General features: G+C 54.8%; 23 protein-coding genes. 11 read left to right on the top strand and 12 right to left on the bottom strand.

Annotated elements, in window-relative coordinates:
* Window positions 1-291 precede the first annotated feature (291 nt).
* On the bottom strand, window positions 292-486 hold the full coding sequence (locus HEQ61_RS08545; RefSeq protein ID WP_209315422.1) for a helix-turn-helix domain-containing protein: 195 nt from the start codon (window positions 484-486) through the stop codon (window positions 292-294).
* Window positions 487-814: 328 nt separating this feature from the next.
* A complete protein-coding gene (locus HEQ61_RS08540) occupies window positions 815-1249 on the bottom strand; it encodes a helix-turn-helix domain-containing protein (RefSeq protein ID WP_167804778.1) in 435 nt (144 codons plus the stop codon).
* 435 nt (window positions 1250-1684) lie between these two features.
* Between HEQ61_RS08540 and HEQ61_RS08535 the strand changes: the two genes are divergently transcribed.
* Window positions 1685-1954 (top strand): hypothetical protein, encoded by a 270-nt coding sequence (locus HEQ61_RS08535; RefSeq protein WP_168022294.1) that lies wholly within the window; start codon window positions 1685-1687, stop codon window positions 1952-1954.
* Window positions 1955-1958: 4 nt separating this feature from the next.
* Here the strand turns inward: HEQ61_RS08535 and HEQ61_RS08530 are convergent, their stop codons facing one another.
* Window positions 1959-2264: a pilus assembly protein N-terminal domain-containing protein gene (locus HEQ61_RS08530; protein ID WP_168022293.1), complete on the bottom strand. Its 306-nt coding sequence runs from the start codon at window positions 2262-2264 to the stop codon at window positions 1959-1961.
* Window positions 2265-2536: 272 nt separating this feature from the next.
* On the opposite strand from HEQ61_RS08530, the gene purB reads away from it, so the two are divergent.
* Window positions 2537-3856 (top strand): adenylosuccinate lyase, encoded by a 1320-nt coding sequence (purB, locus tag HEQ61_RS08525; RefSeq protein ID WP_168020738.1) that lies wholly within the window; start codon window positions 2537-2539, stop codon window positions 3854-3856.
* 68 nt (window positions 3857-3924) lie between these two features.
* On the opposite strand, the gene HEQ61_RS08520 is transcribed toward purB, so the two are convergent.
* Window positions 3925-4251, bottom strand: a complete 327-nt coding sequence (locus HEQ61_RS08520; protein ID WP_168020737.1) for a DUF1476 domain-containing protein — start codon at window positions 4249-4251, stop codon at window positions 3925-3927.
* Between the two features lie 236 nt (window positions 4252-4487).
* Entirely contained in the window at window positions 4488-4640 is a 153-nt protein-coding gene (locus HEQ61_RS08515; protein WP_168020736.1) for a hypothetical protein, read from the bottom strand.
* Between the two features lie 65 nt (window positions 4641-4705).
* On the opposite strand from HEQ61_RS08515, the gene purC reads away from it, so the two are divergent.
* The 7 genes from purC to HEQ61_RS08480 all read left to right on the top strand — a co-directional run bounded on the left by purC (window position 4706) and on the right by HEQ61_RS08480 (window position 14510).
* Complete coding sequence (purC, locus tag HEQ61_RS08510; protein ID WP_168020735.1) at window positions 4706-5473, top strand: phosphoribosylaminoimidazolesuccinocarboxamide synthase; 768 nt, start codon at window positions 4706-4708, stop codon at window positions 5471-5473.
* Window positions 5474-5520: 47 nt separating this feature from the next.
* Window positions 5521-5763, top strand: a complete 243-nt coding sequence (gene purS / locus HEQ61_RS08505) for a phosphoribosylformylglycinamidine synthase subunit PurS (RefSeq protein WP_168020734.1) — start codon at window positions 5521-5523, stop codon at window positions 5761-5763.
* Between the two features lie 74 nt (window positions 5764-5837).
* Window positions 5838-6533, top strand: coding sequence for a phosphoribosylformylglycinamidine synthase subunit PurQ (purQ, locus tag HEQ61_RS08500; RefSeq protein WP_168020733.1), 696 nt, complete (start codon window positions 5838-5840; stop codon window positions 6531-6533).
* Window positions 6530-8725, top strand: a complete 2196-nt coding sequence (gene purL / locus HEQ61_RS08495) for a phosphoribosylformylglycinamidine synthase subunit PurL (RefSeq protein ID WP_168020732.1) — start codon at window positions 6530-6532, stop codon at window positions 8723-8725. The genes purQ and purL overlap by 4 nt, the downstream gene beginning before the upstream one ends.
* Before the next feature lie 35 nt (window positions 8726-8760).
* Window positions 8761-8994 carry a BolA family protein gene (locus HEQ61_RS08490; RefSeq protein WP_066136098.1) on the top strand — a complete coding sequence of 78 codons (234 nt, stop codon included), beginning with the start codon at window positions 8761-8763 and terminating at the stop codon, window positions 8992-8994.
* A gap of 5 nt (window positions 8995-8999) precedes the next feature.
* Entirely contained in the window at window positions 9000-9428 is a 429-nt protein-coding gene (locus HEQ61_RS08485; RefSeq protein ID WP_168020731.1) for a group III truncated hemoglobin, read from the top strand.
* Window positions 9429-9656: 228 nt separating this feature from the next.
* On the top strand, window positions 9657-14510 hold the full coding sequence (locus HEQ61_RS08480) for an autotransporter domain-containing protein (RefSeq protein WP_168020730.1): 4854 nt from the start codon (window positions 9657-9659) through the stop codon (window positions 14508-14510).
* Window positions 14511-14642: 132 nt separating this feature from the next.
* Here the strand turns inward: HEQ61_RS08480 and HEQ61_RS08475 are convergent, their stop codons facing one another.
* The gene (locus HEQ61_RS08475) at window positions 14643-15779 is read right to left on the bottom strand and encodes a DUF2336 domain-containing protein (protein WP_168020729.1); all 1137 of its coding nucleotides are present in this window, start codon (window positions 15777-15779) and stop codon (window positions 14643-14645) included.
* A gap of 327 nt (window positions 15780-16106) precedes the next feature.
* Here HEQ61_RS08475 and HEQ61_RS08470 point away from each other — a divergent pair, with 327 nt between their 5' ends.
* The gene (locus HEQ61_RS08470; protein ID WP_209315423.1) at window positions 16107-16628 is read left to right on the top strand and encodes an adenine phosphoribosyltransferase; all 522 of its coding nucleotides are present in this window, start codon (window positions 16107-16109) and stop codon (window positions 16626-16628) included.
* Window positions 16629-16656: 28 nt separating this feature from the next.
* On the opposite strand, the gene HEQ61_RS08465 is transcribed toward HEQ61_RS08470, so the two are convergent.
* The 6 genes from HEQ61_RS08465 to HEQ61_RS08440 form a co-directional block, all read right to left on the bottom strand.
* Window positions 16657-17508 (bottom strand): CheR family methyltransferase, encoded by an 852-nt coding sequence (locus tag HEQ61_RS08465; RefSeq protein WP_168020749.1) that lies wholly within the window; start codon window positions 17506-17508, stop codon window positions 16657-16659.
* Window positions 17509-17510: 2 nt separating this feature from the next.
* Window positions 17511-18665: a protein-glutamate methylesterase/protein-glutamine glutaminase gene (locus HEQ61_RS08460; RefSeq protein WP_168020748.1), complete on the bottom strand. Its 1155-nt coding sequence runs from the start codon at window positions 18663-18665 to the stop codon at window positions 17511-17513.
* 100 nt (window positions 18666-18765) lie between these two features.
* Window positions 18766-19134: a response regulator gene (locus HEQ61_RS08455; protein WP_066136106.1), complete on the bottom strand. Its 369-nt coding sequence runs from the start codon at window positions 19132-19134 to the stop codon at window positions 18766-18768.
* A gap of 123 nt (window positions 19135-19257) precedes the next feature.
* On the bottom strand, window positions 19258-22098 hold the full coding sequence (locus HEQ61_RS08450; protein WP_168020728.1) for a chemotaxis protein CheW: 2841 nt from the start codon (window positions 22096-22098) through the stop codon (window positions 19258-19260).
* Complete coding sequence (locus tag HEQ61_RS08445) at window positions 22079-22279, bottom strand: hypothetical protein (protein ID WP_168020726.1); 201 nt, start codon at window positions 22277-22279, stop codon at window positions 22079-22081. Before HEQ61_RS08445 ends, HEQ61_RS08450 begins: the two co-directional genes overlap by 20 nt.
* Before the next feature lie 34 nt (window positions 22280-22313).
* Window positions 22314-22946, bottom strand: a complete 633-nt coding sequence (locus tag HEQ61_RS08440; protein WP_245183214.1) for a histidine phosphotransferase family protein — start codon at window positions 22944-22946, stop codon at window positions 22314-22316.
* Between the two features lie 205 nt (window positions 22947-23151).
* Between HEQ61_RS08440 and hrpB the strand changes: the two genes are divergently transcribed.
* The gene (gene hrpB / locus HEQ61_RS08435; RefSeq protein WP_168020722.1) at window positions 23152-25653 is read left to right on the top strand and encodes an ATP-dependent helicase HrpB; all 2502 of its coding nucleotides are present in this window, start codon (window positions 23152-23154) and stop codon (window positions 25651-25653) included.
* Window positions 25654-25658 lie beyond the last annotated feature (5 nt).

The following is a 25658-nucleotide window of genomic DNA, read 5'->3' as shown; positions in this document are numbered from 1 at the left end:
TATCATCCGCATCAATGAACTCGCCATGATCACTGAAGATGTCGTCGATGCCGCAGGACAGGCCCTCGTCATCGGAAACGCCAAATAGCAATCAAAATTCAAAGCCATGTAGCGATCAAGCTCACACCTGTTCGAGGGCACATGCCCCTGCACCGGGTGTGAGCGCCCCTCTCTCGCCTCGCATGGAGCTTCGGCTCTGAAGGACGCTCTCGGCAACTCGATATTCCGAAACACTTGGTGCGGGGGCTCCTCATCTGCCATTCAGCACGCAAGTATGTGCCCCCTGTCCGATCAAGGATCGATCAGATCGGCCATCATTGCCTTCACAACCAGATGAGTCCGGCTTGTGGCATCCATCTTCTTTTTCGCATTTTCTATGTGATAGAGGACCGTTCTCTCGGCCAACCTAAGAATCTGACCGATCTCCCAAGTACTCTTTCCTCGCGCAACCCAAGTGAGCACCTCAGCTTCACGATCTGTCAACACAGGCAAGTCCCCCAAAAACTTACGCCAAACCAGCTTGAGCAACCCCTGTGGCAAAAGCCGGACTACACAGATACAGAATCAACTGCACGCTTCCTTTTGCCAGGCAAGCATACAAAACAAGACGGCGAAAGAAGCCCCGACACAAACCCCGAAGGGCACCCTGCAGGAACCTGCATTGAATGCACCCAGAAACTCAACCAATAGGGTAAATCTGCTTCGAAAACCAACTATAAGGAATGGGGATACCGGATCAAAGCCCCAAAGACAAAACAAAATCAAAAAAACAAGCAGCAGGCGCGGAAGAGTCTCTCAACCGCGCCTGTCTCAATCATTCCCGATTAGCTCTTGCCAAGGTATCAACCAAGGCCCTGATTTTCTCTCTCTGATTGGCCGGCATATGCCAATAAGACCGGACAAGCTCAAGACTCTCTGTCTTGTTCATAAGGTCGCCAACCGGTCGCCGACCCCGCCCACCAAGGGCAGCAGGATCAATAACATCAGCGTTGCGCTTACGGGAACGCAACACTTCTTCGGTAATATCCTCGAAGAAGTAGAGCATCGAAACACCAAGCGCCTGACACACATCAAAAAGACGACTGGCACTCAATCGATTCAGACCTCGTTCATATTTCTGAACCTGTTGAAATGACACACCAATGGCTTTAGCCAATTGTTCCTGCGTCATGCCCATCAAGGTACGACGCAGCTGCATCCGCGAACCGACATGGATGTCGATCGGATCAGGATCTTTTTCACTATTCACGTTAGACACCTCTCAACAACTCGATAGCACTTATAAAGCACAACCTTGCAGAGAAGGTCAATTACCCGCGCCACACACCATACAAGAGGACTATGAAATAGCCATCCCAAGTAGCTTTTCTATCCCAAAAGCAAATATGTATGCATACATTATAACGCCAAGGTATACCAGAAAGAGATCAATCATGGATTGCAAATCGACTCAAGGCCCTCATGTCCAGGGTAAAGCAAGACAACCCATCAGCATACCGAAACAATGAGATAATCCGGCACAGTATGCAGCACGGCTCTTGCAACGCCACGAATACGGGAACAGAATACCCAACCAGCCTTAATGAAGGGCGCTATCTCAGGGGGGGGGACAGTAAGTATGCCAACAGAGGTTCGCAGGCTGCTTTTCACACAAGATGAAGTATGCAAGGCCATGACTATAGACATGGCTGATCGCCATGAAGAAGATGAAAGCGGCACTGTTATTGGCATAGAAATTATCAACAGTGATCCGGTCAATGTGCGCGGCGTCATTCAGATGCAAAGCGGACGGCAGGTATCCAAGAGCTACGATGCAGCCCTGCTGTGCTCTGCCCTGATTGCTTGGTGTATGGACCAAAAAATTCCAATTGCGCGCAAGGCTCACAAGGCAGCCCGTATAACCCGGGACAAAACCGTCGCCTTGGACCTGACAGTCTCCGCCCCCCCCAAGTAACCCATCATTCTTCCTCTTCTTCAACGTCTGTGACGATAACTGAACCGCTCCAAACCGGAGCAAGCCCCTCATCAGCAACGACGACACTGGTTGATCCCCTTAGACGCCCGACAATAAACAACATGTCGGGATCTCTTAGGTAAAGGTTGGCAACCTCCGGAGCCGAAGAAATAATAATCTTCCCTCCAGCCGGCAGGCGAATGATTTCCAGAGAATCCCTCACCACCTTCACGTCATGAATTTTGTCCGGATTGATAACGGGTGCTTTTGCCTTTTCATCTTCCCAAGGCATCCTGAAGGCTTGGGCCATTACTGGACCAGAGAAAAACCATAGAAACATGCATAAGAAGACGACAATAAACCTTAAGGTACGCACCGCAACGCTCCCCTGCTACAACCCTTTTCTACACTGCCAAAAGGGCTATCCACTTGGCAACTCCGCCGACGGGGGAACGCCCGGGTAGTCATGATCACAGGAATTCCTTGACAGGAATACGCCCCGACTGGATTTTCCGGATGCTTCTTCCGTCCCCTTCATACAGGTCCAAGCCCCCATACACCAATCCTATCAGGAGAAAAGCCTTGATTCCCCGTTACTCCCGCCCCGAAATGGTTTCTGTCTGGGAACCTGCCAACCGGTTTCGCATCTGGTTTGAGATCGAGTCTCACGCTTGCGATGCTCAGGCAAAACTGGGAATCATTCCACAGAAAGCCGCTGAGTCTGTCCGCACATACGGCAACAAACCGTACACGCCTGAACGGATCGCACGGATCGATGCCATAGAACAAACAACAAAGCACGACGTGATTGCCTTCACCACAGAGCTGGCCGAACATATTGGTGAGGATGCCCGCTTTGTGCACCAGGGCATGACATCTTCCGATGTTCTGGATACCTGCCTGGCTGTACAGCTGGCACAGGCATCAGACATTCTTCTGAAAGATATCGATGCCCTTCTGGATGCCCTCAAGACCCGCGCCCTGGAGCACCGGTTGACGGTTTGCATGGGGCGAAGCCATGGCATTCATGCAGAACCTGTCACAATGGGGCTGAAGTTTGCAGGCTTCCACGCCGAGTTCCAGAGAGCACGCGCCAGATTGCTCCAGGCACGGGAGAATATAGCAACATGCGCTATTTCCGGGGCTGTCGGGACCTTTGCCAACATTGATCCTTTTGTTGAGGAATACGTCGCAGAGAAACTGGGACTGAAGCCTGAACCTCTGTCCACCCAGGTTATCCCCCGTGACCGGCATGCCGAATACTTTGCGACCTTGGGAGTCATTGCTTCTTCCATCGAACGGGTTGCAACCGAAATACGTCATCTCCAGAGGACAGAACTGCGTGAGGCTGAAGAATTCTTCTCGGAAGGACAAAAGGGCAGCTCTGCCATGCCCCATAAACGCAACCCGGTCCTGACAGAAAACCTGACAGGACTGGCGCGTCTGGTACGTGGCTATGTCATCCCCGCGATGGAAAACGTAGCCTTGTGGCATGAACGCGATATCAGTCATTCATCCGTTGAAAGGATGATTGCACCGGACGCTACCATAACCCTTGATTTTGCCTTGGCCCGGTTGACCAGCGTTGTCAGGAACCTGCTCATTTACCCCGAAGCTATCGAACGCAATCTCAACCAGATGGGTGGTCTTATCTTCAGCCAGAGGATCCTTCTGGCGCTTACACAGGCGGGTGTCAGCCGGGAAGATGCCTATGCACTGGTACAACGCAATGCCATGAAGGTCTGGCAAGGAAACGGTGATCTTTTGTCCATTCTCAAGCAGGACAAGGACATCACCACCCATATACCGGAAGCAGACCTGACAAAACTGTTCGACCTTGGCTACCACACACGCCACGTTGACACCATATTTCGCCGGGTTTTCGGGGAAAAAATTGCCTGAAGTCAAAGGCACACCAAAAAGCCCGGCACTACGCCGGGCTTTTTGTCAAGCAACAAGCAAACAAGACGCTACCCATCATGCAAGATGCTATCCCTTGCCTCGGTCATTATTTTCTCGACCTTCACTTTCAGACGTGCCTCCGTCATATCCACGTCACGCTCCTGAAAGTCAGTGAGTATCTTCCTGATCACACCCTCCTCACCGGCTTTCTCCAGAGCGACCGTAACAAGGTTGCGCGCGTACTCTTCGGCCCCACCACCGGCTATTCCCAAGGCTTCAGCTACCCACAGACCCAGCATTTTATTACCCCGGGCCCGAATCCGGAACGCCAGATCCTGATCATGCCCGAACTGGGCCTCAAATGCTTTCTCACGATCACGAAAAACCTCAGCCATGCTGAACATATCCCCCATTGCGGCCAGAGATCACGGACCAAGACCCCGTAAAAGGAGAATCTGGTCAATCAAGAAAACCCGGGGATTTATATCCATCCCCAATTCATTACCCACCAAAGATCCCGAAGCTCTACAAAACCTATTGTAACAGACCCCGATGCATAAGGACAAGCTCATGGGACAAGATAATTATATGATATAAAAAGGAATTATAACGTAGTGCATCGTACTCATACTCACACGGGCACACTGCCCTTCCCCACGCACCCCACCCTGACAAAGGCCCGGAAGACTGTCAGTTCACCATTGTCGGTAACGATGGCGCCTGCTATACCGCTTCCGAACCGGAAGAACCCCGGCCTGCCCTGCTTCTTGGCGGACGGCTTCATCCTTGTACCTATTCCGCTCTCCTGCCGTACGGCAGGGTGGAGCCACGAACGGACAATCGCTCACGATGGGACGTCGCAGACAGATTTATGAAGGAAAAGCCAAGATCTTGTTCGAGGGTCCCGAGCCCGGAACATTGGTTCAGTACTTCAAAGATGATGCAACCGCTTTCAATAACCATAAAAAGGGTACCATTACCGGCAAGGGTGTTCTGAACAACCGGATTTCTGAATACCTGTTCCAGAAACTGGGTGACATTGGGGTCCCGACACACTTTATCCGACGCCTGAACATGCGGGAGCAACTGGTCAGAGCCGCAGAAATCATACCGATCGAAGTTGTTATTCGTAACAGCGCCGCCGGCTCCCTTTCCAAGCGGCTGAGCATTCCCGAAGGCACGCTGCTCCCCCGCACAATCGTCGAGTATTATTACAAAAATGATGAGCTGGGGGATCCCATGGTTTCCGAAGAGCACATCACCGCTTTTGGCTGGGCCACGATTCAGGACATTGACGAAATTCTTTCCGTCAGCCTGCGCATTAATGACTTTCTCTCGGGTCTTTTTCTTGGGGTCGGGCTACGCTTGGTTGACTTCAAGCTTGAATTTGGCCGGATTTATCACGAGAGCGGCGAGCCACAGATCATCCTGGCCGATGAAATCAGCCCCGACAATTGCCGTCTGTGGGATGTAAAGACCAACGAAAAACTGGACAAGGACCGCTTCCGCCGTGACATGGGTTCTGTGGAAGAGGCCTATCAGGAAGTGGCGCGCCGCCTCGGGATCCTGCCCGAAGGTGGCCCACGCGACATGCCCGGCCCCGCAACCATGCAATAAGGCAGGGACAGACTCTCCCCGATATTTCTGCGGAAGGACTAAAATCCGTGAAGGCAAAAGTACACGTCACCCTGAAAAACGGGGTTCTGGACCCACAGGGCAAGGCTATTGAAGGGGCGCTGAGAAACTTGGGGCTTGCCGGTATCGACAATGTTCGCCAAGGCAAGTATATCGAGCTGGAACTCGGCGCAACGGATCCAGCAGAAGCCCGTGCACTGGTGGAAAAAGCCTGCCGGGACTTGCTGGCAAATACCGTTATGGAAAATTACACAATCACCATAGAGCCATAAGCCGGAATCAGGTGCGCCCCTGACCGGGGTGACCTGAACACCACCCCGTCTCCTGACATATAGCAGGATATCCGATGAAAGCCGCCGTTATTGTATTTCCCGGCTCCAACTGCGACCGAGACCTTGCTGTCGCCCTGGAGAAAAGTTCGGGCAAGGCTCCGGCCATGATCTGGCACCGTGAAAGCCAGCTTCCTGATCATCTTGACCTTGTTGCCATCCCCGGCGGCTTTTCGTACGGGGATTATCTGCGCTGTGGTGCCATGGCTGCACAAAGCCCTGTCATGCGTGAAGTCAAACGCTTGGCCGCACGGGGAACCCGTGTTCTGGGGATCTGTAACGGATTCCAAATCCTGACCGAAGCTGGCCTTCTCCCCGGTGCCTTGATGCGCAACCGCAACTTGGCCTTTATCTGCCGTGATGTCTTTCTGAGAACAGAAAACAACCAAAGCCCGTTCACGGGGCGGTACACGCCGGCACAAGTCATTCGCATCCCGGTTGCCCATCATGATGGAAACTTTTTCACAGATGACCAAACCCTTGCCCGAATTGAAGACAATGGGCAGGTCGCCTTCCGTTACTGCACTGCTGATGGCGTTGTGGATGAGCGCGCAAACATCAACGGCAGCCGTAACAACATTGCCGGCATCCTTAATGAAAGCAAAACGGTCCTTGGCATGATGCCCCATCCTGAACGACTAGCTGACGAGAAACTCGGCGGCGTGGATGGCAAGCCATTGTTTGATTCCCTGGTGGAGACCCTGTCACAATGACCGCATTGACCCCGGATGTTATTGCAAGCCATGGCCTGAACCAAGGCGAGTATGCGCTGATTCTGGAGATCATGGGGCGGGAACCCAACCTGACCGAGCTGGGGATCTTCTCGGTCATGTGGTCGGAACACTGTTCCTACAAATCATCCAAGAAATGGCTGAAAACACTGCCAACCAAAGCACCGTGGGTGATCTGCGGCCCGGGTGAGAATGCCGGCATCATTGATATCGGCGAAGGCCTGGCCGCTGTCTTCAAGATGGAAAGCCATAATCACCCGTCCTTTATCGAACCCTGCCAAGGGGCAGCAACGGGCGTCGGCGGCATTTTGCGGGATGTGTTCACAATGGGTGCCCGTCCTGTCGCCAATCTCAATGCCCTGCGTTTCGGTGCTCCGGAACATCCCCTGACACGCCACCTCATATCAGGTGTTGTAGCGGGGATTGGTGGGTACGGAAACTGTGTTGGCGTGCCCACTGTCGGCGGCGAGGTTAACTTCCACCCGTCTTACAACGGTAACATTCTGGTCAATGCCATGACGGTTGGCGTTGCCCGCCAAGACCGTATTTTCTACTCTGCCGCAGCAGGGGTGGGAAATCCAGTTGTCTACGTTGGCTCCAAAACCGGGCGCGATGGCATCCATGGCGCCACCATGGCCTCGGCTGAATTTGGTGAAGGGGCCGAGGAAAAGCGACCGACTGTACAGGTTGGTGATCCGTTCACGGAAAAACTCCTGATCGAAGCCTGTATGGAGCTGATGGCCACCGATGCAATTGTGGCTATTCAGGACATGGGGGCTGCCGGCCTCACGTCATCTTCCTTTGAGATGGCCTCCAAGGGTGGCATGGGCGTGGAGCTGGAACTGGACAAGGTTCCCATGCGTGAACCCGGCATGACTCCCTACGAACTGATGCTGTCTGAATCCCAGGAACGTATGCTGATGGTACTGGTTCCGGGCAAGGAAGACATGGCCCGCCGTATCTTCGAGAAATGGGAACTGGATTTTGCTATTATTGGCACCCTGACCGATAGCGGGCGCATGGTATTGAAGTGGCACGGCGAAGTGGTTGGTGACTTGCCGATTGACCCCCTGGCCCAAGCCAGCCCGGAATATGATCGTCCGTGGGTCCCTACCCCACCACAGCCAGAGCTGCCCCCCGATGACGTACCGGAACATGCGTGGACAGGAGTTCTGCCAAAGCTTCTCTCCTGCCCGGACATGGCCAGTCGCCGGTGGATATGGGAACAGTACGACCACATGGTGATGGGCGACACCGTGGTTCGCCCGGGTAGCGATGCGGCTGTTGTCAGATTGCACGGCACAAATCGCGCCCTCGCCATGACAACCGACTGCACGCCACGTTATGTCAAGGCTGACCCTGTTGAAGGCGGGAAACAGGCTGTGGCCGAAAGCTGGCGGAACTTGACGGCATCTGGCGCACGCCCTCTGGCCATTACCGACAACATGAACTTCGGCAACCCGGAGAAGCCCGCCGTCATGGGACAGTTCGTCGGGGCCTGCCAAGGCATTGCGCAAGCCTGTACCACACTGGACTACCCCGTGGTTTCGGGTAACGTGTCCCTGTATAATGAAACCAGTGGCCAAGCGATCTTGCCAACACCAGCCATCGGCGGCGTCGGGCTGATCGAGGATCTGGACCGAACAGCAACCATTCCATTCCAGGCACCGGGGCAAACGATTATCCTGGTTGGTCAGGGAGAACGGCGGGGCTGGCTGGGGCAGTCTCTTTACCTGCGCGAAATCCTTGGCCGGGAAGACGGTGCCCCGCCGCCGGTTGACCTGCACCATGAACGCAAGACCGGTGACTTTGTGCGCTCGGTTATTCAGTGTGGCCATACCCGTACGGTGCACGATGTCTCGGATGGAGGCCTGTTGGCCGCAGTTGCCGAAATGGCGATGGCATCAAGCATCGGGGCAGAGCTGACGCTTGACTTTGGTGGCCCGCTGCATGCAGCCCTGTTCGGTGAAGATCAAGGCCGTTATGTTGTGGTGACAGACGATGGTGAACCCGCACGCGCCATTCTGGCGATGGCTGCCGGGGCCGGGGTTTCAGCCCGCGTGATCGGGCGCACCGGCGGTGATCGCATCATCGTTAACAATCAACATGGTCCCACTGTGAAAGATCTCCACCATACCCACGAAGCTTGGCTGCCGGATTACATGGCCGGCTGAAAGCAGCACAACACAGCGAAAGGACACGATAGACCATGGCCATGCACGCCGCTGATATCGAAGCCCTGATCCGCGAGGCGTTTCCCGACGCCGACGTGGTGATCGAAGATCTGGCCGGAGATGGTGACCATTATGCTGCCCGGGTTATATCCCGCGCGTTTGCCGGCAAAAGCCGCGTGCAACAGCACCAGATGGTGTACGCGGCACTGAAGGGCAAAATGGGCGGAGAGTTACACGCCCTGGCACTGCAAACCGCCGTGCCGGAATAAACGCCATGGCACCGGTCGATCACCCCCACTGGCACGCGTGGACCCCGCAGGAACGGGCTGCGGTGATCGACCGGGATTCCCTGCGCCGTTTGGTTCTGGCTTTCTACGACCGCGTACAAGCACACCCTGATCTGGGGCCAGTGTTCGAGAGCACAATCCAGGGCAACTGGCAACCACACTTGGACAAGATGGTGGAGTTCTGGTGTTCCATGATGCTGGGCACCCGCACTTATGACGGGCGCCCACTGCCCGCGCATCTGGCTTTGCCTGATTTGCAGGATCATCACTTTACCCAGTGGCTGGCCCTGTTCCGCGCCACCACAACTGATGTGTTCTGCCCTGAACCGGCGGAACAATTGTGCATACGCGCGGAACGCATGGCCGCATCGTTCCGCATGGCGCTGGCCATCCAGCGTGGTGAGCGTTTGTTCTAGCGCATCCTGTTTTTTATTTCGTCGCAAGACGGGCCTGTGATCCTGAGAAGCACAGGTCGTGCTTGTGCACGCTTTTTTATAAAAAAATAATAAAATATATTTCATCTTATCAGATAATTTTCGTATAAATGCCCGGATATTTAATGATTGCTCTTGGCGATCTGTCATGGTGCGCGGTTCGTGTGCCGTTTTTGTCTGGCGTTCATACACAAGGATTATTCCCCCGTTATGTCTGAAATCCGTACAAACCTTCTGGCCACCACCGCTTTGGCCGCTGCCCTTTCCCTGCCCGGCATCGCGTATGCGACAAACTGCGACACTGATGAAGCCTTTGACCCAAACAAGGCAGGTAATATCGAAGTCTGCGTTACTAAAGCCAGGATAGATGGCAAAAAGCGTGAGCTGACGGATGCAACAACCAAGGCACAGAATGCGCTGGCAAAGGCAGGGATAACCGCAGCGGACTACGATGCTGTGGTCGGGGAAAAAGCAAATACTGAACCTTTGCCGGGGCTTGCGTCACAGGTAGAAGGCTTTGATTTCCATGCAGGATGGTCAGGAACAGCTAGCACCCAGACTTTCACCGGCTCCCCAAGTGAAGCGGGGCAGGAAAAGCTGCCCGAGTTGGCCAATGCTGTGGCCAGAACCCCGAGAAACTTTGATGCGGGCATTCTGGTCGCACACCCCGTGGCTTTTGATGGAGGAACGCTGAAAAACAAAGCTACTCTTGAGGGAGAGAGGGACACTAAAAACAGAGAAAAGACCAACAAAGAATTAAACAAAGCTCAAGCTGATACACAAGCTTGGCTGGAACGGAAGCTGGGAGAAACGGCCTCAGGCAATCTGTGGACTGCCGCAGGTTTGACAGGCCAGACAGGTACCTACAAACAGTTTCTGGCGCAGGAGAAAGTTTACAGGGACCTGGCAGGAAAAAGCGCTGCGCCAACTGACACGGCGGGATACGCTGCGGTTCTGGATGCATTGCTAGCACGAAACGCGGCAATACAGGGACAGCGAGAAACGCCTGATACTGCCATTGCCCGCCTTGAAGGGGAAATTAGGACTGCGCAAGCAGCCGAAAGACGGAATACCGCGCTACAAGCCCTGAAGACGCAAGACGTACAAGACCTGAAAGCCCGGATTGATGGCCTGAGTGGGTTGAGGGTACGAACCGGGGGCACCGCTGTCACCTTCGGCACTCTGATTGGCGCGAATGCCCCTGCCCTTGACGTCATCAAAGCGGAAGCGGAAGCCATAACCAACGGCCTGACGACACCGCGAACAGGATTCACAGATGGTAGCGTCGAGGCACGCGCCCGGGCTGTGTCTGCTCTGCTGGGCGATAGTAACAAAAAGACTGCCGTTCAAGGCACCCTTGGCAAGATCAACACGGCGGGCCTGACCGGAGAGTTTACTACGGTCAAAACTGACGCAAAAACAAAAGGCGCTACCGCAAAAATCCTCAGAACGACAATCGGAACAATAAGTAGCGATATCGCTGCACTGAGAATTGCTCTGGGCACAGCAGAGCTAAAGGATGATAGCAACAATCCCTTGACCATAGGCGACTCCACACTCAGCGCATTGCGGGGCACACTGGGCACAACCAAGGCAAAGGCTGTTGCTGCTGTAAAGGGTGTAAAGGTTGACTGGAATGAAACCGATGCGATCGCCGAGGACGTCCGGAGCGGTTGGGCTGCTGAGGAACAAGCGGCCTACACCGTGTGGGAAAAAGCCAAAGCCCTGGAAGGCAGTCTGGATGCAACAGCTCTTGGTGAACGTCTCAGTGCCGTTGATAATAATTGGGCAGCAACCGCCGATAACACGAAGCTTTCTGTTCTTGAGGGCTATGCACAGGATGACAAGGTCAGCGCCCTGTCCGATCTGGCAGACACAACAGAAGGAACGTGGGGTGATGTGGAAGTTCTGTCCACTGGCCTGACCGGGGCCAAATTGCAAACCGGGGGGACTGTTCTGGCGGGGGCCACTACCACCAAACTTGCGGATTTGACTACGGCACAGATTGAAGCTGAAATAAAACGGCTCAGCGGCAATAACAACTGGACGGATAATGGGCAGGCTTTGCCGGATACACCAAGCACGCGCCTCGAGATCCTGACCAAAGCCTATCGGGACCTGAAGGCGATAGAGGCTAAAAAACAAGATATCAAAGACAAGGTAGCAGCAGCTGGACTTGCTCTGGGCGATCAACCCACCTTGGGAGATGTGCGGGCGGTTCTGGAAACAGCCGAAACAAGAGACAAAGAAGCCGTTGCAACGCCATCCAACACTCTGGAAGCGCAGAAGAGGACTGTTGATGTTTTCAGCAAGCTCGGGAATGCATCACCCACCGCGATCATAAATGTGGCTGAAGGAAACGGCCTGGCAGGCGGCAACAAACCGGCAACCCTTGCCGCTATTGCAGGGTACACCCCAGGCGACAGCACAGGAATTGATGACCTTCAGAGGGAAATTGATGACCTTCAGGCCGCAATCAACAACCACAGTGCCATACAAACAGCGCATACAGCAAAAACGACCTTGGAAACGGCCAACGCCGCCTTGCGGTCCAAATTGGTTACCCTTGGCGTAACTCTGGACAGTAAAAAAGCTGCCCCTGTAGAAGAAGCAGAATATCTGCAACGCATAGCCAACGTAACCATCGCCAAGGCCATCGCCCACCGGGATATTCAGGCCGCAGAAGCTGCAAAAACTGTAGCGGACGATGCCGACAAATTCCCCGCATATGGCCGTGCAGACGCCTATCGCACAGGCGGCACGCTCCATCTGGAAACCCGTGACACTGGTGTTATCGGGAAGGCCAAAGGCGATATCTATAATGAAGAGGATATCTTCCTGACAGGCCGAATGGACTTGATGAAGGTTGCATCAAAGAAGGACATCTGGCTGAAAGATAATGAGCTGAAAAAATTTGATGCCCTGAAGGGGCGCCTGCGCGTTGAAAATGACGGTGCCGGCAATTTTCATATCAAGAATGCCACTGCAGACAACTCCGGGGGCAGTATCGGTGAGGCCAGCAAGCAGGTTGGTAATGTTCGGATTGATATCGTAACGGGGAATACCCTGTCCTACACCCAATTCCATGCAAAGAATGCGCTGTTCAAGCCAACAAACCCCGATGACGAAGCAACATTAGAAATCACGGAAGACGCCAGCGGTGGTATATGGACCGTTGCCAAGGGAATAACAGTTGACATGCGCGGCGATGCAACCGGCCTGAAAAAGGTGGTTGGCGAGAACGACGGGGATGGAACCTTCCGTTTCTCTGCTAACCTTGGCGAAACGAAGATCCTTAATACCCAGCTGGGTGAAGCCGGGAAACGCCTGGGGCGGGTTGAATACAGTGGCGGTACCCACAAAAGAGAAGGTGCAGGGGCACCATCTTACGACTACGTGCGGGACATTTTCATCCGCGGGAACACTGTGTTTGAAGACAACATCGCCGTAACGTATTCCGATAACGTTACCAACGAAGGCATCCACAACACCAAAGCCGCAACAACGGTCAAAGGAAACTACACCAACCAAGGCACCCACAACATCAACGCCGCGATGAAAGTTGAGCGTGACTATACCAATGATGCCGGAAGCACGCTGAACCTGGATAATCAGCTGGACGTTGCCGGGAAGTTTGAGTCTAAAGACGGCTCCAGGATCAATCTGTCGGCAGAAAACCCGAATGCTTGGATCAAGGCCAATAGCTTCGACTTTGACCAAACGACCCTTAACGTTTCCGGCGTCGTCAATAAAGCTATTCGCGTGTTTGAAGGCACTGTCACCGAGGACAAACTGAAGGAAATCATCCCGAAGATCGAAAACAATGCCTATAACAACATTCTTGATTACAGGATGACCAACAAAAGCGACGGCTCTTACCTGATTGGATCTTCCAGCAGTGCAAAAACGGCAGATCTGGTATCCAGAAGCGGAGCCAGTGCAACCGTGGCCAAGGCGTTTGCCTCCGGTCTGGCTGTCGCTGAAAAGACCGGAGACGGTGACCTGCGCCAAGCTTATGAAAAGGTTGTGCTATCGGGTAATGCTGCCGATATCAAGCTGGCCGCCGAGCAAAGCACCACCAGCAGCAATGTTGCCGCAACCCAAGCCATTACAGGCGCTTCGCGCGCAGCGGCCGGAGCTGTCTCAACACGCTTGGCAGCAACCCGGGGGGAAGCCCAGACCGCCGGCCTTCAGCAAAGCGGTATCGCCGCCGGTGATGATACCCGTCGCAACGGGGCGTGGATAAAAGTGACTGGCGGAATTGCCACCCAGAAGGCCCGCAATGGTGTCGCCGGGAACCGCACCAACACCTATGGGGCCACCATCGGGTTGGACAACAAGGTAACGGAAACGCTTCGTCTGGGCGGGGCACTCAGCTATGCTCAGTCCGATGTCAAAGGAAAGGACAGCGGCCAATCCAAGACCGACATCAACTCCTATCAGGTTGCCTTGTACGGATCTTACGAGCCGGGCCGGTATTTTGTCGAAGGTCAACTGGCCTGGGCCTACAATACCATCAAGACATCGCGCCGGATCACCTTTGGCGGCCTGAACCGTACCGCAAACGGTGAATACGATGCGCACCAGTACTCGGCCAGTACTGCTGTCGGCATGCCTCTGCACAAGGGGGCGGTAACCCTGACTCCGAAGGCCGGGATGTTCTACAGCTACAACAGCCCGTCCAGCTACACGGAAACCGGGGCTGAAGGGTCAAACCTGACGATCAACCCACCCTCCACCCAAATCCTGGAAGGAAGCTTGGGGGGTGTTGTTGCCTATGATCATACGATGCGCTCCGGGGCAGAGCTGCGGCCGGAACTACGGGCTGCGGCCCTGTATGAATTCCTGGGTGATGATGCCACGGCTACAGCCAAGTATGCCGGAGCCGGCGCAACCATCCAGACACCGGGTCTCAAGCCGTCGAAACTGGGCGGTACTGTCGGTGCCGGCATGGGCTATACGACGTCTGATGGTGTGTGGGAAGTACGTGCTGATTACGATGCGGAAATGCGCGCCGGTTATGTATCGCATAATGGCATGTTGACCGGACGTATCAACTTCTGATCCTGGAAGAAGACTGGCAGGGGCACTCGTCTTGAGGCCTCTGCCAGAAACTTGCGAGACCTGATGAAACAACAAAAAGCTCCCCGGCAATTATCCGGGGAGCTTTTTTCTACAGAAATACAGAGGCAAAGGCTACGAAATGCCACCCGTGGGATGAGGCAGCTTTTCGACCTTGGCCAGAAGGTATTCAAGATCGGACTTCTCAAGATCAACACCCAGATCACCATACTGGGTCAGAATTCTTTCCAGAACCCGGCGCTGGTGACGCTCAATATCTCCATCCTCGCCGTCAAAGTCTGTTTCGGCAATGACATCAATGGCAGCGCGAACGGCAGGATACATATTTTCCGGCATGCGACACTTCTGGAAAATACCTTTCAGGCCCAAGGCACCACTATCATGGATCAAGCGACGTACGTTGACAACAGGAAGGCGGGAACGGGCTGCCATCGCATATTCAAAGAAAACCAGATCACCCATGCAGATGGCGCGCACAACGATCGACGGCGTCAAACGCTTATGATCTGACATCTGCCGTACCAAACGCTCTACATCATCTTCCGATGATTCGGATGACAGTGAAATAACCGCACGTTCCCGCGTTTGCATCACCAGATCGGCAGCGAGGTCAGGGGGCAATTCATGGCGGTGAAGAATATGCTCCTTCAGTGCCTCCGACACACGGTTTACCAAGCGCTCCGTAACCGTTACCGGCAAATAGGCACGGGTTGCCAATGGCCCATGCACAACTTCATGGTCTCCAAACCGCTCCACAATTTTCAGCATGGACTTTTCGGTCAGCTCGGCACCGGCATTTCCCGCCAACGTGGCTGCCACGTCTGCATCACCCCGGTTCACCAGTTCATCAGCAACATTTGCCTCAACAACCCGGCGCTTGGCGACAGCCTTGAGAACATCCTGACTTTTCTGACTTCGGACAATTTCAACCAGATCTTCGGCGGTCAGTACCTCGGAGAACTGCAACAGGGGCAAAGACACACTGTCTACATCCCGGGCCAATGACAGGGCAACATCCCGCGGCACCATCGAATTGTCCTTGAGATTCAGCGCGAGCGCTTCACGGACACGCACCTCGGCATCCTGCACCATGATACGAAAAATCTCCTCGGCAATTTCACGCTCGGATTCCGAAAGATCAACCGCATCAAACTGACGGGCGACCTTGGACGCCAAATCCACCCGGATCTCAGGGGACGGCTCCCGCAACAGATTTTGTACATCTTCGGCTGTCAGCTGAATATCTGCCATTGCATCCTGCCTATCTGCCTTGTTACGGAGCTGGCCGCACCATGCGCTATTTCGCACTTGCACAAAAAGTACAGAAAAATAAAGGACCTGTCCCTGCTTTTCTTCTTCCTGTATACCACGGGTCAGGGTGGCACTTCTACATTCCCCGATCAAGACTGATCCATTAAAAAATGGCTTATTTTGTTGACGTTATACGCAACCCTTTCTATTACCTTGGCAATAAGCTACCATCGGGTTCCTCTCCGGACCAGAACGGCTTGAAATGCCTCTCCCCGAAGAAGTGGGGTGCCCTTGGAATGCTTCAGACTCAATACCCAAGGAAAAAACATGCCCATCGATATCCGGAGCCATATACGATCGATCCCGGACTTTCCCAAACCAGGCATAAACTTCTACGATATATCGACCTTGCTACGTGATCCGGATGCTTGGCAAGTCACCATGGGGAGACTGGCCAAAGCTGTCGGGGCTTGGAGGCCAGATGTATTGGCCGGCATTGAGTCGCGTGGTTTCCTGACCGCAGCGCCCTTGGCACTGAAGCTGGGATGCGGGTTTGTCATGGTGCGCAAACGCAACAAGTTGCCTGGGCCAACAATCAGTTATTCCTATGATCTGGAGTATGGCACTGACACCATCGAAATACAGGCTGATGCCATACAGCCTGGCCAGCGTGTCGTTGTTCTCGATGATCTCTTGGCGACGGGGGGAACGGCCAACGCCGCTGTAAACCTGTTAAGAAAGGTCGGCGCTGAAGTTGTGGGACTGGCCGCTATCATCGAACTGAATTTTCTCAAGGGACGAGATAGACTGGATGTTCCGGTTGCAACGCTGGTAGACTACGACACATAGCCTATCGGTCGAAGAATAAGTCCGTGCATTACTTGGCAGGCTCTGCACCAAGACACGGAACATTGCCTGCCCCTTTGACAACGGCATAAGCACCACGCTGGTTGGGAACGGGCTTGAACTTGTCCGTGATGCCCAGAACAGTCTCGGCACCGCCCAAGTAAAGAACGCCATCGTCAGACATCAACTTGGCGATGCCTTCAAGGACACGGCCCTTTGTTGCCTGATCAAAATATATCAGGACATTGCGACAGAAGACGACATCAAACCCTCCCAGCGAGCTGAGGTCACTCAGAAGGTTGAATTCCCGGAAATTAACCATTGCCCGTATACCCGCATCAATCTCCCACTGGTCATCACGCTTGTGGAAATATTTGACGAGCAAAGTGATGGGCAAGCCACGTTGGACCTCAAACTGGCTGTAAAGGCCTGTCTTTGCCTTTTCCAAAATTTCTTTGGACAGGTCTGTGCCAATAATTTCTGTTTTCCATCCTGCCAGTTTTGCTGCCTCTTCCTTCAGAATCATGGAAAGGGAATATGGTTCCTGCCCCGAAGATGCCGCAGCACACCAGATACGAAAGGACTTCTTGGTTGCGCGTGTACGCAAAAGATTCGGAAGCACAATATCTTTGAACTGATCAAACGGCTTCTGGTCCCTGAAAAAGAAGGACTCATTTGTTGTCATGGCTTCGGTCACATCAGAAGCCAAGGCTTCATCATTAGCCCGCAGCTTTTCTGTAAGCTCCTCAATCCCCTTGAATCCGCGCTTGCGGGCAATGGGCATCAGCCGACTTTCCAGCAGATACGATTTATCTGCATTCAGGACAAGCCCGGAGCGGTCCTTAAGGAGTTTGACGAGATATTCGAAGTCTTCTGGTTTCATGCTCATGCTCGCCTTGTGGCGAATTTCTGGATGTAGGAACCGATCTCATCAATCGGAAGGACAGCAGAACACACACCTGTCTGTGCCGTTGCGCCCGGCATACCCCAAACAACACTGGAAGCCTCGTCCTGCGCAATGACAGTGCCTCCGGCCTCGGCAACCACCTTCCCGCCCTTGGCACCGTCAGCCCCCATACCGGTGAGCACACAGGCAAGAACCTTCTTGCCATAGGCCTTGACAATGGAGCGAAACATGGGGTCGACAGCAGGCCGACAGAAGTTTTCCGGCTCGCCTTGTTCGAGCTGGACGTAGCGCTCTCCCCCCTTGCTGTCGATCAACATATGCCAGTCACCAGGGGCAATGTAGATCATGCCACCATTTATCTTCTCACCCTGCGTCGCCTCTTTTGCAGCAAGGCCGGCAATACGGGTAATGTGCTCGGCCAGAATAGCCGTAAATGTTGGCGGCATATGCTGGGTAATCAGGATGGGTTGCTCCACACCCCCGGCTGCCTTCAGCGCTGTCAACACCGTAAACAGGGCCTGCGGCCCCCCAGTCGAACTACCAATAGCTATAACATCAGGGCGTTCGGTCGATGCTTGGCGCAACTGAATCGGCGCTGTAGGAGACAACAGGCTGACACGCGGTGCTGCAGCAGGGGCCGCCGCCGCTGGCTTGGCCACTGCGGGCGCTGCCGGTGCAGAGGGCGCAGCCGCAGAAGGCGCCGGACCAGCCCCGAATGTACGCCGGAGACCTGTACCCCGGCGCGCCGATGCACCCAGAACCTTGACCTTGCTGACCAGAAGTTCCTGAAAGTCACCGGCCCCCGTCAGTTCCTTGGAAGAGCTGGGCTTCGGAATATAATCCGTTGCACCAAGCTCCATTGCTTTCATGCTGATTTCTGCGTTCTTATGCGTCAGTGTCGATGACATCAGAACACGAATACCAGGCTTCTTCTCAATAATTTTCGGAAGTGCTGTAAGGCCATCCATAACCGGCATTTCGATGTCCAGCACAACAACCTCGACATCGATACGATCCAGGGCCTGCAGCGCAGCCTGACCATTACCAACCGATGCAACAACCTTGATTTCCGGATCAGCCTCAAGCATGCGGGTCTCAAGACCACGCACGACCGCAGAGTCGTCGACAACCATCACGAGGTACGGCCCATCCCCGCCTGAAGAACCCGACCCTCCTGTGTCCTGCGCAAAGGCCAAACCCCATCTCCTTCAAAAGTCCCAAGGACACCACGCGTCAGTCAAGAAGACCAACCTGGGAAAATTTGGCCTGCAGGATTTCACTGTCAAATGGCTTCATAATGTACTCGTTGGCACCGGCCTCTATGGCTTCCTGAATGTGGGCAATGTCGTTTTCTGTTGTACAAAAAACAACAACAGGCTTTTGCCCCCCCGGAAGCCGCCGAAGCTCCCGCAGGAAGTCGATACCGCTCATAACCGGCATGTTCCAGTCCAGAAGAATGGCATCAGGAAGCTCCTTGCGACATATGTCCAAGGCACCTTGGCCGTCCTCGGCCTCTAGGGTCGTAAACGACATTTCCTGAAGAATCTTCTTGGCTACCATGCGGATAACCTTGGAGTCATCGACGATCAGACACGATTTCATGCTTCTCCGTGCCCCTCCTTGCAGGGTTCCCTGTCAGCCGGCACCCGCGCCGGACCTTGCACTCTGACAAACCACCATTCCATGGCAGGAAACAACTCTCTGCCTGAATACAGCTTGCCTGTCTTATGCCGCAGCCGCACCAAGAATCTGTCCCAAAGTATTAATCAGGGCATCCCGGTCAAACTTGGCAACATAATCGTCAAATCCTACTTCACGGCCACGCTCAAGGTCACGCTCTGTTGCCCGCGAACTCAGGGCAATCAGCGGGATTGTCGCGAACCGCTCATCCTTGCGCAAGGCTTCCGCAAACTCAAAGCCATTCATGCCAGGCATTTCGATATCCGAGACAACCGCATCAAAGCGTACACCTGAATTCAGGACAGCCATCGCTTTTTCAGCGCTGTCGACTGTTGTGACATCGTAACCCGACACCGACAGAAGTGGCGTCAAAAGGTTACGGAAGAACGGGCTGTCATCAACCAACAACACTGAAGGACCGCCAGCGACACGATCCTGACTGGATGGAAGCTGCGGCTTGCCGAACCAGTCACCAAAGGCCCGTGTCAGGTAGTAACCGGTATCGATCACATCTGTTGCACGATCACCAATAATGGCTGTACCAATGATGCCTTGGGTTTCAGCCTTCAGCTCGACTTTCAGTCGATCCTCGACAATGTCGACGATCTCGTCCACCATCAAGCCCATGGAACGATCGCGATCCGAGAAGACAAGAATAGGCTGGCGCCCTTCTTTCCGGAACTCAATGCCATCGGTAACCGTGACCAATGGCATCAGTTGCCCGCGATACTGCACAACGGGCTTGCCAAAGGAGTATTCGACCTTTTCAAGCTCAATCTCTTCCAACCTGGCAACCAGCGCCAGGGGAACAGCTTTCAATTCGGCTGTCGCTGCGCGGAAGATAAGCAAGCTGGTCATGTCATCCACACGGGTACCCTCGTAGGCAGATGCCCCCTCGCCACCAGCGGAATTCATCGTTACTTCGCCGGTTGCTGTGGCAATACCGTTCGGATCCAGGATCATGATCACAGACCCGTCCCCAAGGATCGTATTCCCGGAGAACATGGAAATATGACGGAGAATGGGAGCAACCGGCTTGACAACGATTTCCTCGGTATCAAACACGCGGTCGACAATAATCCCGAAGGTGTAGGTCCCCACCTGCGTGACAACGATAAATGTTTCGTTCAGGTCGTTGTCCTCGTCCGCCAAACGCGCGGCAAGGTCATGGATATCATCCTGACGCAGCTTGAGCAGATTACCCAAGGAGACAAGGGGCAGCAAACGATCACGCAACCGCAGCACAGGTGCCCGGTTGATCTTCTCGATCTTGGTTTCGGAATTTGCTGTCACCCGGACCAGTTCCAGCACACTGATCTGGGGAATGGCAAACCGTTCTGCCGCACATTCCACAATCAAGGCCGAGACGATCGCAAGGGTCAGCGGGATTTTGATGGTGAACGTCGTACCCTTTCCATAGATGGTCTTGAGCTCGATGGTACCGCCGATCTTTTCGATATTGGTGCGAACCACGTCCATACCGACACCACGGCCCGACACGCTGGTAATCTTCTCGGCCGTGGAGAATCCCGCCTTGAAGATAAACTGCGCAATCTGCTGTTCGTTCATCGAGTCAAGATCGGCTTCGGAAGCCAGGCCATTTGCAATGGCTTTCTCCCGGATACGGTTGATATTCAGCCCGCGACCGTCATCAGAAATCTCGATAATGATGTGCCCACCTTCGTGGAACGCATTCAGCTTGATAATCCCGACTTCGCTCTTCCCGGCGTTACGACGGCCTTCGGTATCTTCCAGCCCATGGTCTGCGGAGTTGCGAACCATGTGGGTCAAAGGATCCTTGATCAGCTCCAGAACCTGGCGGTCGAGTTCTGTTTCAGCACCATACATCTGAAGATCGATCTTCTTGCCGGTTTCAATCCCCAGATCGCGAACAATACGAGGCAACTTTGACCAAGCATTACCGATAGGCTGCATCCTGGTCTTCATCACGCCTTCCTGCAAATCAGACGTAATGTGCGACAGCCGCTGCAGCGGAGCCGCAAATTCGCTATCATCGCGGCCACGTATCATCTGCAAAAGTTGGTTGCGCGTAAGAACCAGTTCGGAAACCAAGGTCATTAGATTTTCAAGCAGGTCCACGTTGACGCGGATAGACTGCGCCGCGATAGAGTTTTCACCCCCACCGCCGCCGCCACCCCCTGCAGGAGCTGCGGGAGCAGCAGCCTTGGCCGATTCCTTCGGTGGCTCTTTTGCCGCAGCAGGAGGCTTGGCCGCTGCAGGCTTCTCAGCCTCAGGTGGGGCAGCAGCAGGCTCTTCAGCAGCCGGAGCAGGCTTGGCAGACGCAGCCTCCTTGGCACGCTCGGCAGCCATCTGGGCATCAAGCTCTGCCTGACTGGTTGCTTTCTTGCCTTGGGATACAGCCTGCTGGACCTCAGCCAGCAATTCCGCAGCCACCGGAAATGCTTCCGCTGCAGCAGGGGGGGCTTCAGGCGCAGGAGGAGGAGGCGGTGGTGGAGCCGCAGCAGCCGAAGCACCACCGCCCGAGGTATTCCCCTCGGCCATGGCGTTCAGCTGGTCGATCAGATCGCGGTCATTTCCTTCGGGTTCTGTCTCGTTGGCTTCCAGATGTCCCAGAAGTTCCTTGATTCGGTCAATAGAAGCCAGAATAAGGGTGACAGCTTCGGCCGTGACGGTCAGCTCACCGTCACGGAACTTGCCCAGAACGTTCTCCCCCGAGTGGGCCAACGACTCAAGGCGTGGCAATCCAAGGAACCCGCACGTGCCTTTTATGGTGTGAACCAACCGAAAGATATTGGACAAGATGCCCGTGTCGTTGGGATTCTGCTCCAGATTCACCAACTCAATATCAAGCGTGGCAAGGCTTTCCGCTGTTTCGGTCAGGAATTCACTGAGCAGGTCGTCCATTGGTATCTCCCCAATGCTCTTCCACGAGAGCGCCGAGAACGAAGCCGTCAAAAACCACCATATCCGGCGGTGCGGCGCACAACGCCCCTCCCTGACCGGATAATCCGGCACCCAGAACGCTTTTGTAACACGGAAAAAACGGGACCAGAAGGGTTCTTGCTGTCCATTGCCACAGCGCCATCAAATAGAAAACCCTAGGATTATAAGCGATGCAATTATAAACGCATTGGTGTTGCGCAAAGGGTTATTTCCCGCTTCGAAAAAGCATGGGACAAGCGCCACTCAGCCCGCATGGCAAGCTGATGAAGCAGGACAACCGGGGCATTGCGTGGTCCGGGAACAACGGGCTGGCCAGACAAAAGATCGTCAAGATCCGGGATAAGGGTAACCTGTGTCCCTGTAGCCGCAACCACAACACCCCTACCGGAGTGCTCTCCCCCGGAACGGACAGAAATAGACCCACCACGAACAAGATGATCAGCCGCCAGCATGATCATGCAGAGAATCATGCGCCCGACGTAACCAGGAGTGGATTGCCTGTCAAAGTCATCACCCCAGAGAAGGGTGATGCCGCTTTTTGTTGCCCGGATCCATTCGTCACAGAGTGTGGCTAAATCGGCAAGATCGCGCTCACCTGCCAGCGACATACCAAAAACCGTGCGCAGGAATCGCAGCCGGCTTGAAACCGCATCAGCCGATCCTTTCAGAAGGGCAACTGTTTCACGGGCCAACCGTGGATCATCTTCATCTGCCATAAGCTCCATGCCAGCAACAACGGCCCCGACAGGCCCGGCCAGATCATGGCACAGACGCGTACACAACAAGTCCGCAAGATCAGCATCCTGCATCACAATGGCAGACCCCCTGTTCTGGCATTGACCATTGGATTACCCCAAAGAACGATGGACCATACCATCCCAAAACAACAAGATGAAATACAACAGAAATGGCCCCCCATTCATGCCTTTTCCCACTTCGTTCAGGCAGATTAATGTCCAGAGTCTGAGCAATTCATCCTTGCCGCCAGGCTGGAAAGGTGGCAATCAGCGGCTCATGAAGACCCCTGTACCCGATACTGTTTTTGCACACCTTCCTGTCAGCGCTGTTATTCCGGACTTACGGGCGGCACTGGAGAAAACAGGACGTGCGGTCCTGCAGGCACCACCCGGGGCCGGAAAAACGACATCCGTACCCTTGGCCCTGCTGACTGAGCCTTGGCTAGCCGACAAAAAGATCATCATGCTTGAACCCCGTCGCCTGGCCGCACGGGCCAGTGCCGCCCGCATGGCGTCCATGCTGGGTGAGAAAGCGGGCGAAACCGTCGGCTTCCGTATTCGTCAGGACCGCTGCGTATCAAGTCGTACACGGATCGAAGTTGTGACCGAGGGCATTCTGACCCGCATGATCCTGGAAGATCCGGGGTTAACCGGTGTCGGATTGATCATCTTTGACGAATTTCATGAACGCTCCCTGCAGGCTGACCTTGGCCTTGCCCTATGCTTGGACATCTCGGAAGCACTGCGTGAAGATCTGCGTCTTCTTGTCATGTCAGCTACCCTTGACAGTGGGCCGTTGTCTTCCCTTCTTGGCAATGCCCCCATCATAACATCGGAAGGACGCAGCTTTCCTGTATCCACCCGTTTCCTGCCACCACGGCGCGGGATAGGCACAGAGCACGCCTGCGCCGAAGCCATTCAGACTCTTGTGGCAGCAGAACAGGGATCCATTCTCGTCTTTCTTCCTGGTGAGAAGGAAATACGTCGTACCGCACATATCCTGTCATCAGCGGATCTTCCTGGTCACATTGATGTACACCCGCTTTATGGAGCCATGCCGCCTCACGAGCAGGACCGTGCCCTTGCACCGGCGGGCACAGGACGTCGCAAAATCGTGCTTGCAACATCGGTTGCAGAAACATCCCTGACTATCGATGGCATACATATTGTTGTGGACTCAGGTCTTTCACGCCGGTCCCGCTTCGACGTCGGCAGCGGAATGGGACATCTGGTCACCACCCGGGTCAGTGCCGCTGAAGCTGCCCAGCGCCAGGGGCGTGCCGGGCGACTGGGACCGGGCCTGGGATGCCGCCTGTGGAGCGAAGCGGAAGATCGGGCCTTGGCACCCTTCCCACCGCCGGAAATTACCGAAGCAGACCTGACACCGCTGCGCCTGGACCTTGCCGTCTGGGGAGCACGGGCAGAGCAGCTTCGGTGGCTGGATGCTCCCCCGGCCCCGGCTCTGGCGCGTGCCGAAGATCTTCTGCAGGCCATGGGGGCTCTTGATCAGGATGGACGGATAACACAACACGGAAAGGCAATGGCAGCCTTACCGCTGCACCCACGCTTGTCCCATATGGTCCTGTCGGCTCAGCCTTTGGATCTGGGTGGGCTAGCCTGCACCATAGCAGCCGTGCTTGCCGAACGGGATCCCGCCCGCGCCTGTCGTAATGCCGATCTACGGCATCGCCTGGAGCTGCTTCAGGGCAAGGTCAAGGACGTGTCAGTCGATCACCGCGCACTGTCGCGTATTCGCGACCTGGCATCCGGATGGCGAAAAAAACTGGGCCTGAAAGACGAATCCGGAATAACCAAGGCTGGCCTGGTGGCCGCACTGGCCTTCCCTGACCGGATTGGAAAACAGAGGGCACGAGGTACCTATACGCTATCTGGTGGGCGCAGCGCGGCCCTGCCCCCGGATGACCCGCTTGCAGTGCATGATTTCCTGGTTGTCATGGACCTTGATGGCCGAGGAGCCAACGGACGTATTTTCCTGGCCGCCCCCCTTGAGCGGCAGGATCTGGAATCCCTGTTTGCTGATTCCATCGAAGAACAGGCCATAACCTGCTGGGACTCACGAACTGGCAGTGTTCTGTCCCGGGTACAACAGCGATTGGGTGCATTGGTCCTTGGCGAGAAGGTCAACAACGCCCTTGATTCGCACACAGCGGCACTGGTCATGGCTGAAGGCGTCCGTCAAACAGGCCTGCATTGCCTACCATGGGATAAACAGAGCCAGCAATTCCGTGCCCGTGTCACCTTTCTGGCCCAACAGGACAAGGACAACTGGCCCGATATGACAGATACAGGGCTTCTGGACAGCCCGTCGGACTGGTTCGTCCCGTTTGCCAGTGGAATTACCCGGCTGGAACATCTGAAGCGCCTTGATCTCCTGTCTGCCCTGACAGCCATGTTGTCCTGGACACAACGCCAGCAACTGGAGCGCACCGCACCCTCCCATTTCACGGTTCCAACAGGGGAGCGAATCCCCCTGGACTATACAGGCGGTGAGACACCGGTCTTGTCGGTGCGGATCCAGCAGCTGTTTGGATGCCGCACACACCCCTCGACAGGAGAAGGCATGATACCCCTGACGGTTCATCTGCTGTCCCCGGCCGGACGACCATTGCAGATAACCCGTGACCTGCCGGGATTCTGGACCGGGAGCTACCCGGCCATACGGGCAGAAATGCGTGGACGGTATCCCCGCCACCCCTGGCCTGACGATCCCCTGACCGCAACGCCAACCAACAGGGCGAAACCACGTGGGAATACCTGAGAGCC

Origin of the sequence: Haematospirillum sp. H4485 (assembly GCF_012102745.1) — a bacterium.
Lineage (GTDB): Bacteria > Pseudomonadota > Alphaproteobacteria > Rhodospirillales > Rhodospirillaceae > Haematospirillum.
The sequence above is the reverse complement of the archived record's forward strand: the minus strand, read 5'-3'. Positions and strand labels throughout refer to the sequence as shown.

What these genes read in the sequence shown, in the direction of transcription:
- HEQ61_RS08535 (WP_168022294.1), top strand. Translation starts at nt 1,685, where the DNA reads ATGGCTGATCGCCATGAAGAAGATGAAAGCGGCACTGTTATTGGCATA.
- HEQ61_RS08530 (WP_168022293.1), bottom strand. Translation starts at nt 2,264, where the DNA reads ATGGCCCAAGCCTTCAGGATGCCTTGGGAAGATGAAAAGGCAAAAGCA.
- HEQ61_RS08520 (WP_168020737.1), bottom strand. Translation starts at nt 4,251, where the DNA reads ATGGCTGAGGTTTTTCGTGATCGTGAGAAAGCATTTGAGGCCCAGTTC.
- HEQ61_RS08515 (WP_168020736.1), bottom strand. Translation starts at nt 4,640, where the DNA reads ATGAAGCCGTCCGCCAAGAAGCAGGGCAGGCCGGGGTTCTTCCGGTTC.
- purC (WP_168020735.1), top strand. Translation starts at nt 4,706, where the DNA reads ATGGGACGTCGCAGACAGATTTATGAAGGAAAAGCCAAGATCTTGTTC.
- purQ (WP_168020733.1), top strand. Translation starts at nt 5,838, where the DNA reads ATGAAAGCCGCCGTTATTGTATTTCCCGGCTCCAACTGCGACCGAGAC.
- purL (WP_168020732.1), top strand. Translation starts at nt 6,530, where the DNA reads ATGACCGCATTGACCCCGGATGTTATTGCAAGCCATGGCCTGAACCAA.
- HEQ61_RS08490 (WP_066136098.1), top strand. Translation starts at nt 8,761, where the DNA reads ATGGCCATGCACGCCGCTGATATCGAAGCCCTGATCCGCGAGGCGTTT.
- HEQ61_RS08485 (WP_168020731.1), top strand. Translation starts at nt 9,000, where the DNA reads ATGGCACCGGTCGATCACCCCCACTGGCACGCGTGGACCCCGCAGGAA.
- HEQ61_RS08480 (WP_168020730.1), top strand. Translation starts at nt 9,657, where the DNA reads ATGTCTGAAATCCGTACAAACCTTCTGGCCACCACCGCTTTGGCCGCT.
- HEQ61_RS08475 (WP_168020729.1), bottom strand. Translation starts at nt 15,779, where the DNA reads ATGGCAGATATTCAGCTGACAGCCGAAGATGTACAAAATCTGTTGCGG.
- HEQ61_RS08470 (WP_209315423.1), top strand. Translation starts at nt 16,107, where the DNA reads ATGCCCATCGATATCCGGAGCCATATACGATCGATCCCGGACTTTCCC.
- HEQ61_RS08465 (WP_168020749.1), bottom strand. Translation starts at nt 17,508, where the DNA reads ATGAAACCAGAAGACTTCGAATATCTCGTCAAACTCCTTAAGGACCGC.
- HEQ61_RS08460 (WP_168020748.1), bottom strand. Translation starts at nt 18,665, where the DNA reads ATGGTTGTCGACGACTCTGCGGTCGTGCGTGGTCTTGAGACCCGCATG.
- HEQ61_RS08455 (WP_066136106.1), bottom strand. Translation starts at nt 19,134, where the DNA reads ATGAAATCGTGTCTGATCGTCGATGACTCCAAGGTTATCCGCATGGTA.
- HEQ61_RS08450 (WP_168020728.1), bottom strand. Translation starts at nt 22,098, where the DNA reads ATGGACGACCTGCTCAGTGAATTCCTGACCGAAACAGCGGAAAGCCTT.
- HEQ61_RS08445 (WP_168020726.1), bottom strand. Translation starts at nt 22,279, where the DNA reads ATGGCGCTGTGGCAATGGACAGCAAGAACCCTTCTGGTCCCGTTTTTT.
- HEQ61_RS08440 (WP_245183214.1), bottom strand. Translation starts at nt 22,946, where the DNA reads ATGCAGGATGCTGATCTTGCGGACTTGTTGTGTACGCGTCTGTGCCAT.
- hrpB (WP_168020722.1), top strand. Translation starts at nt 23,152, where the DNA reads ATGAAGACCCCTGTACCCGATACTGTTTTTGCACACCTTCCTGTCAGC.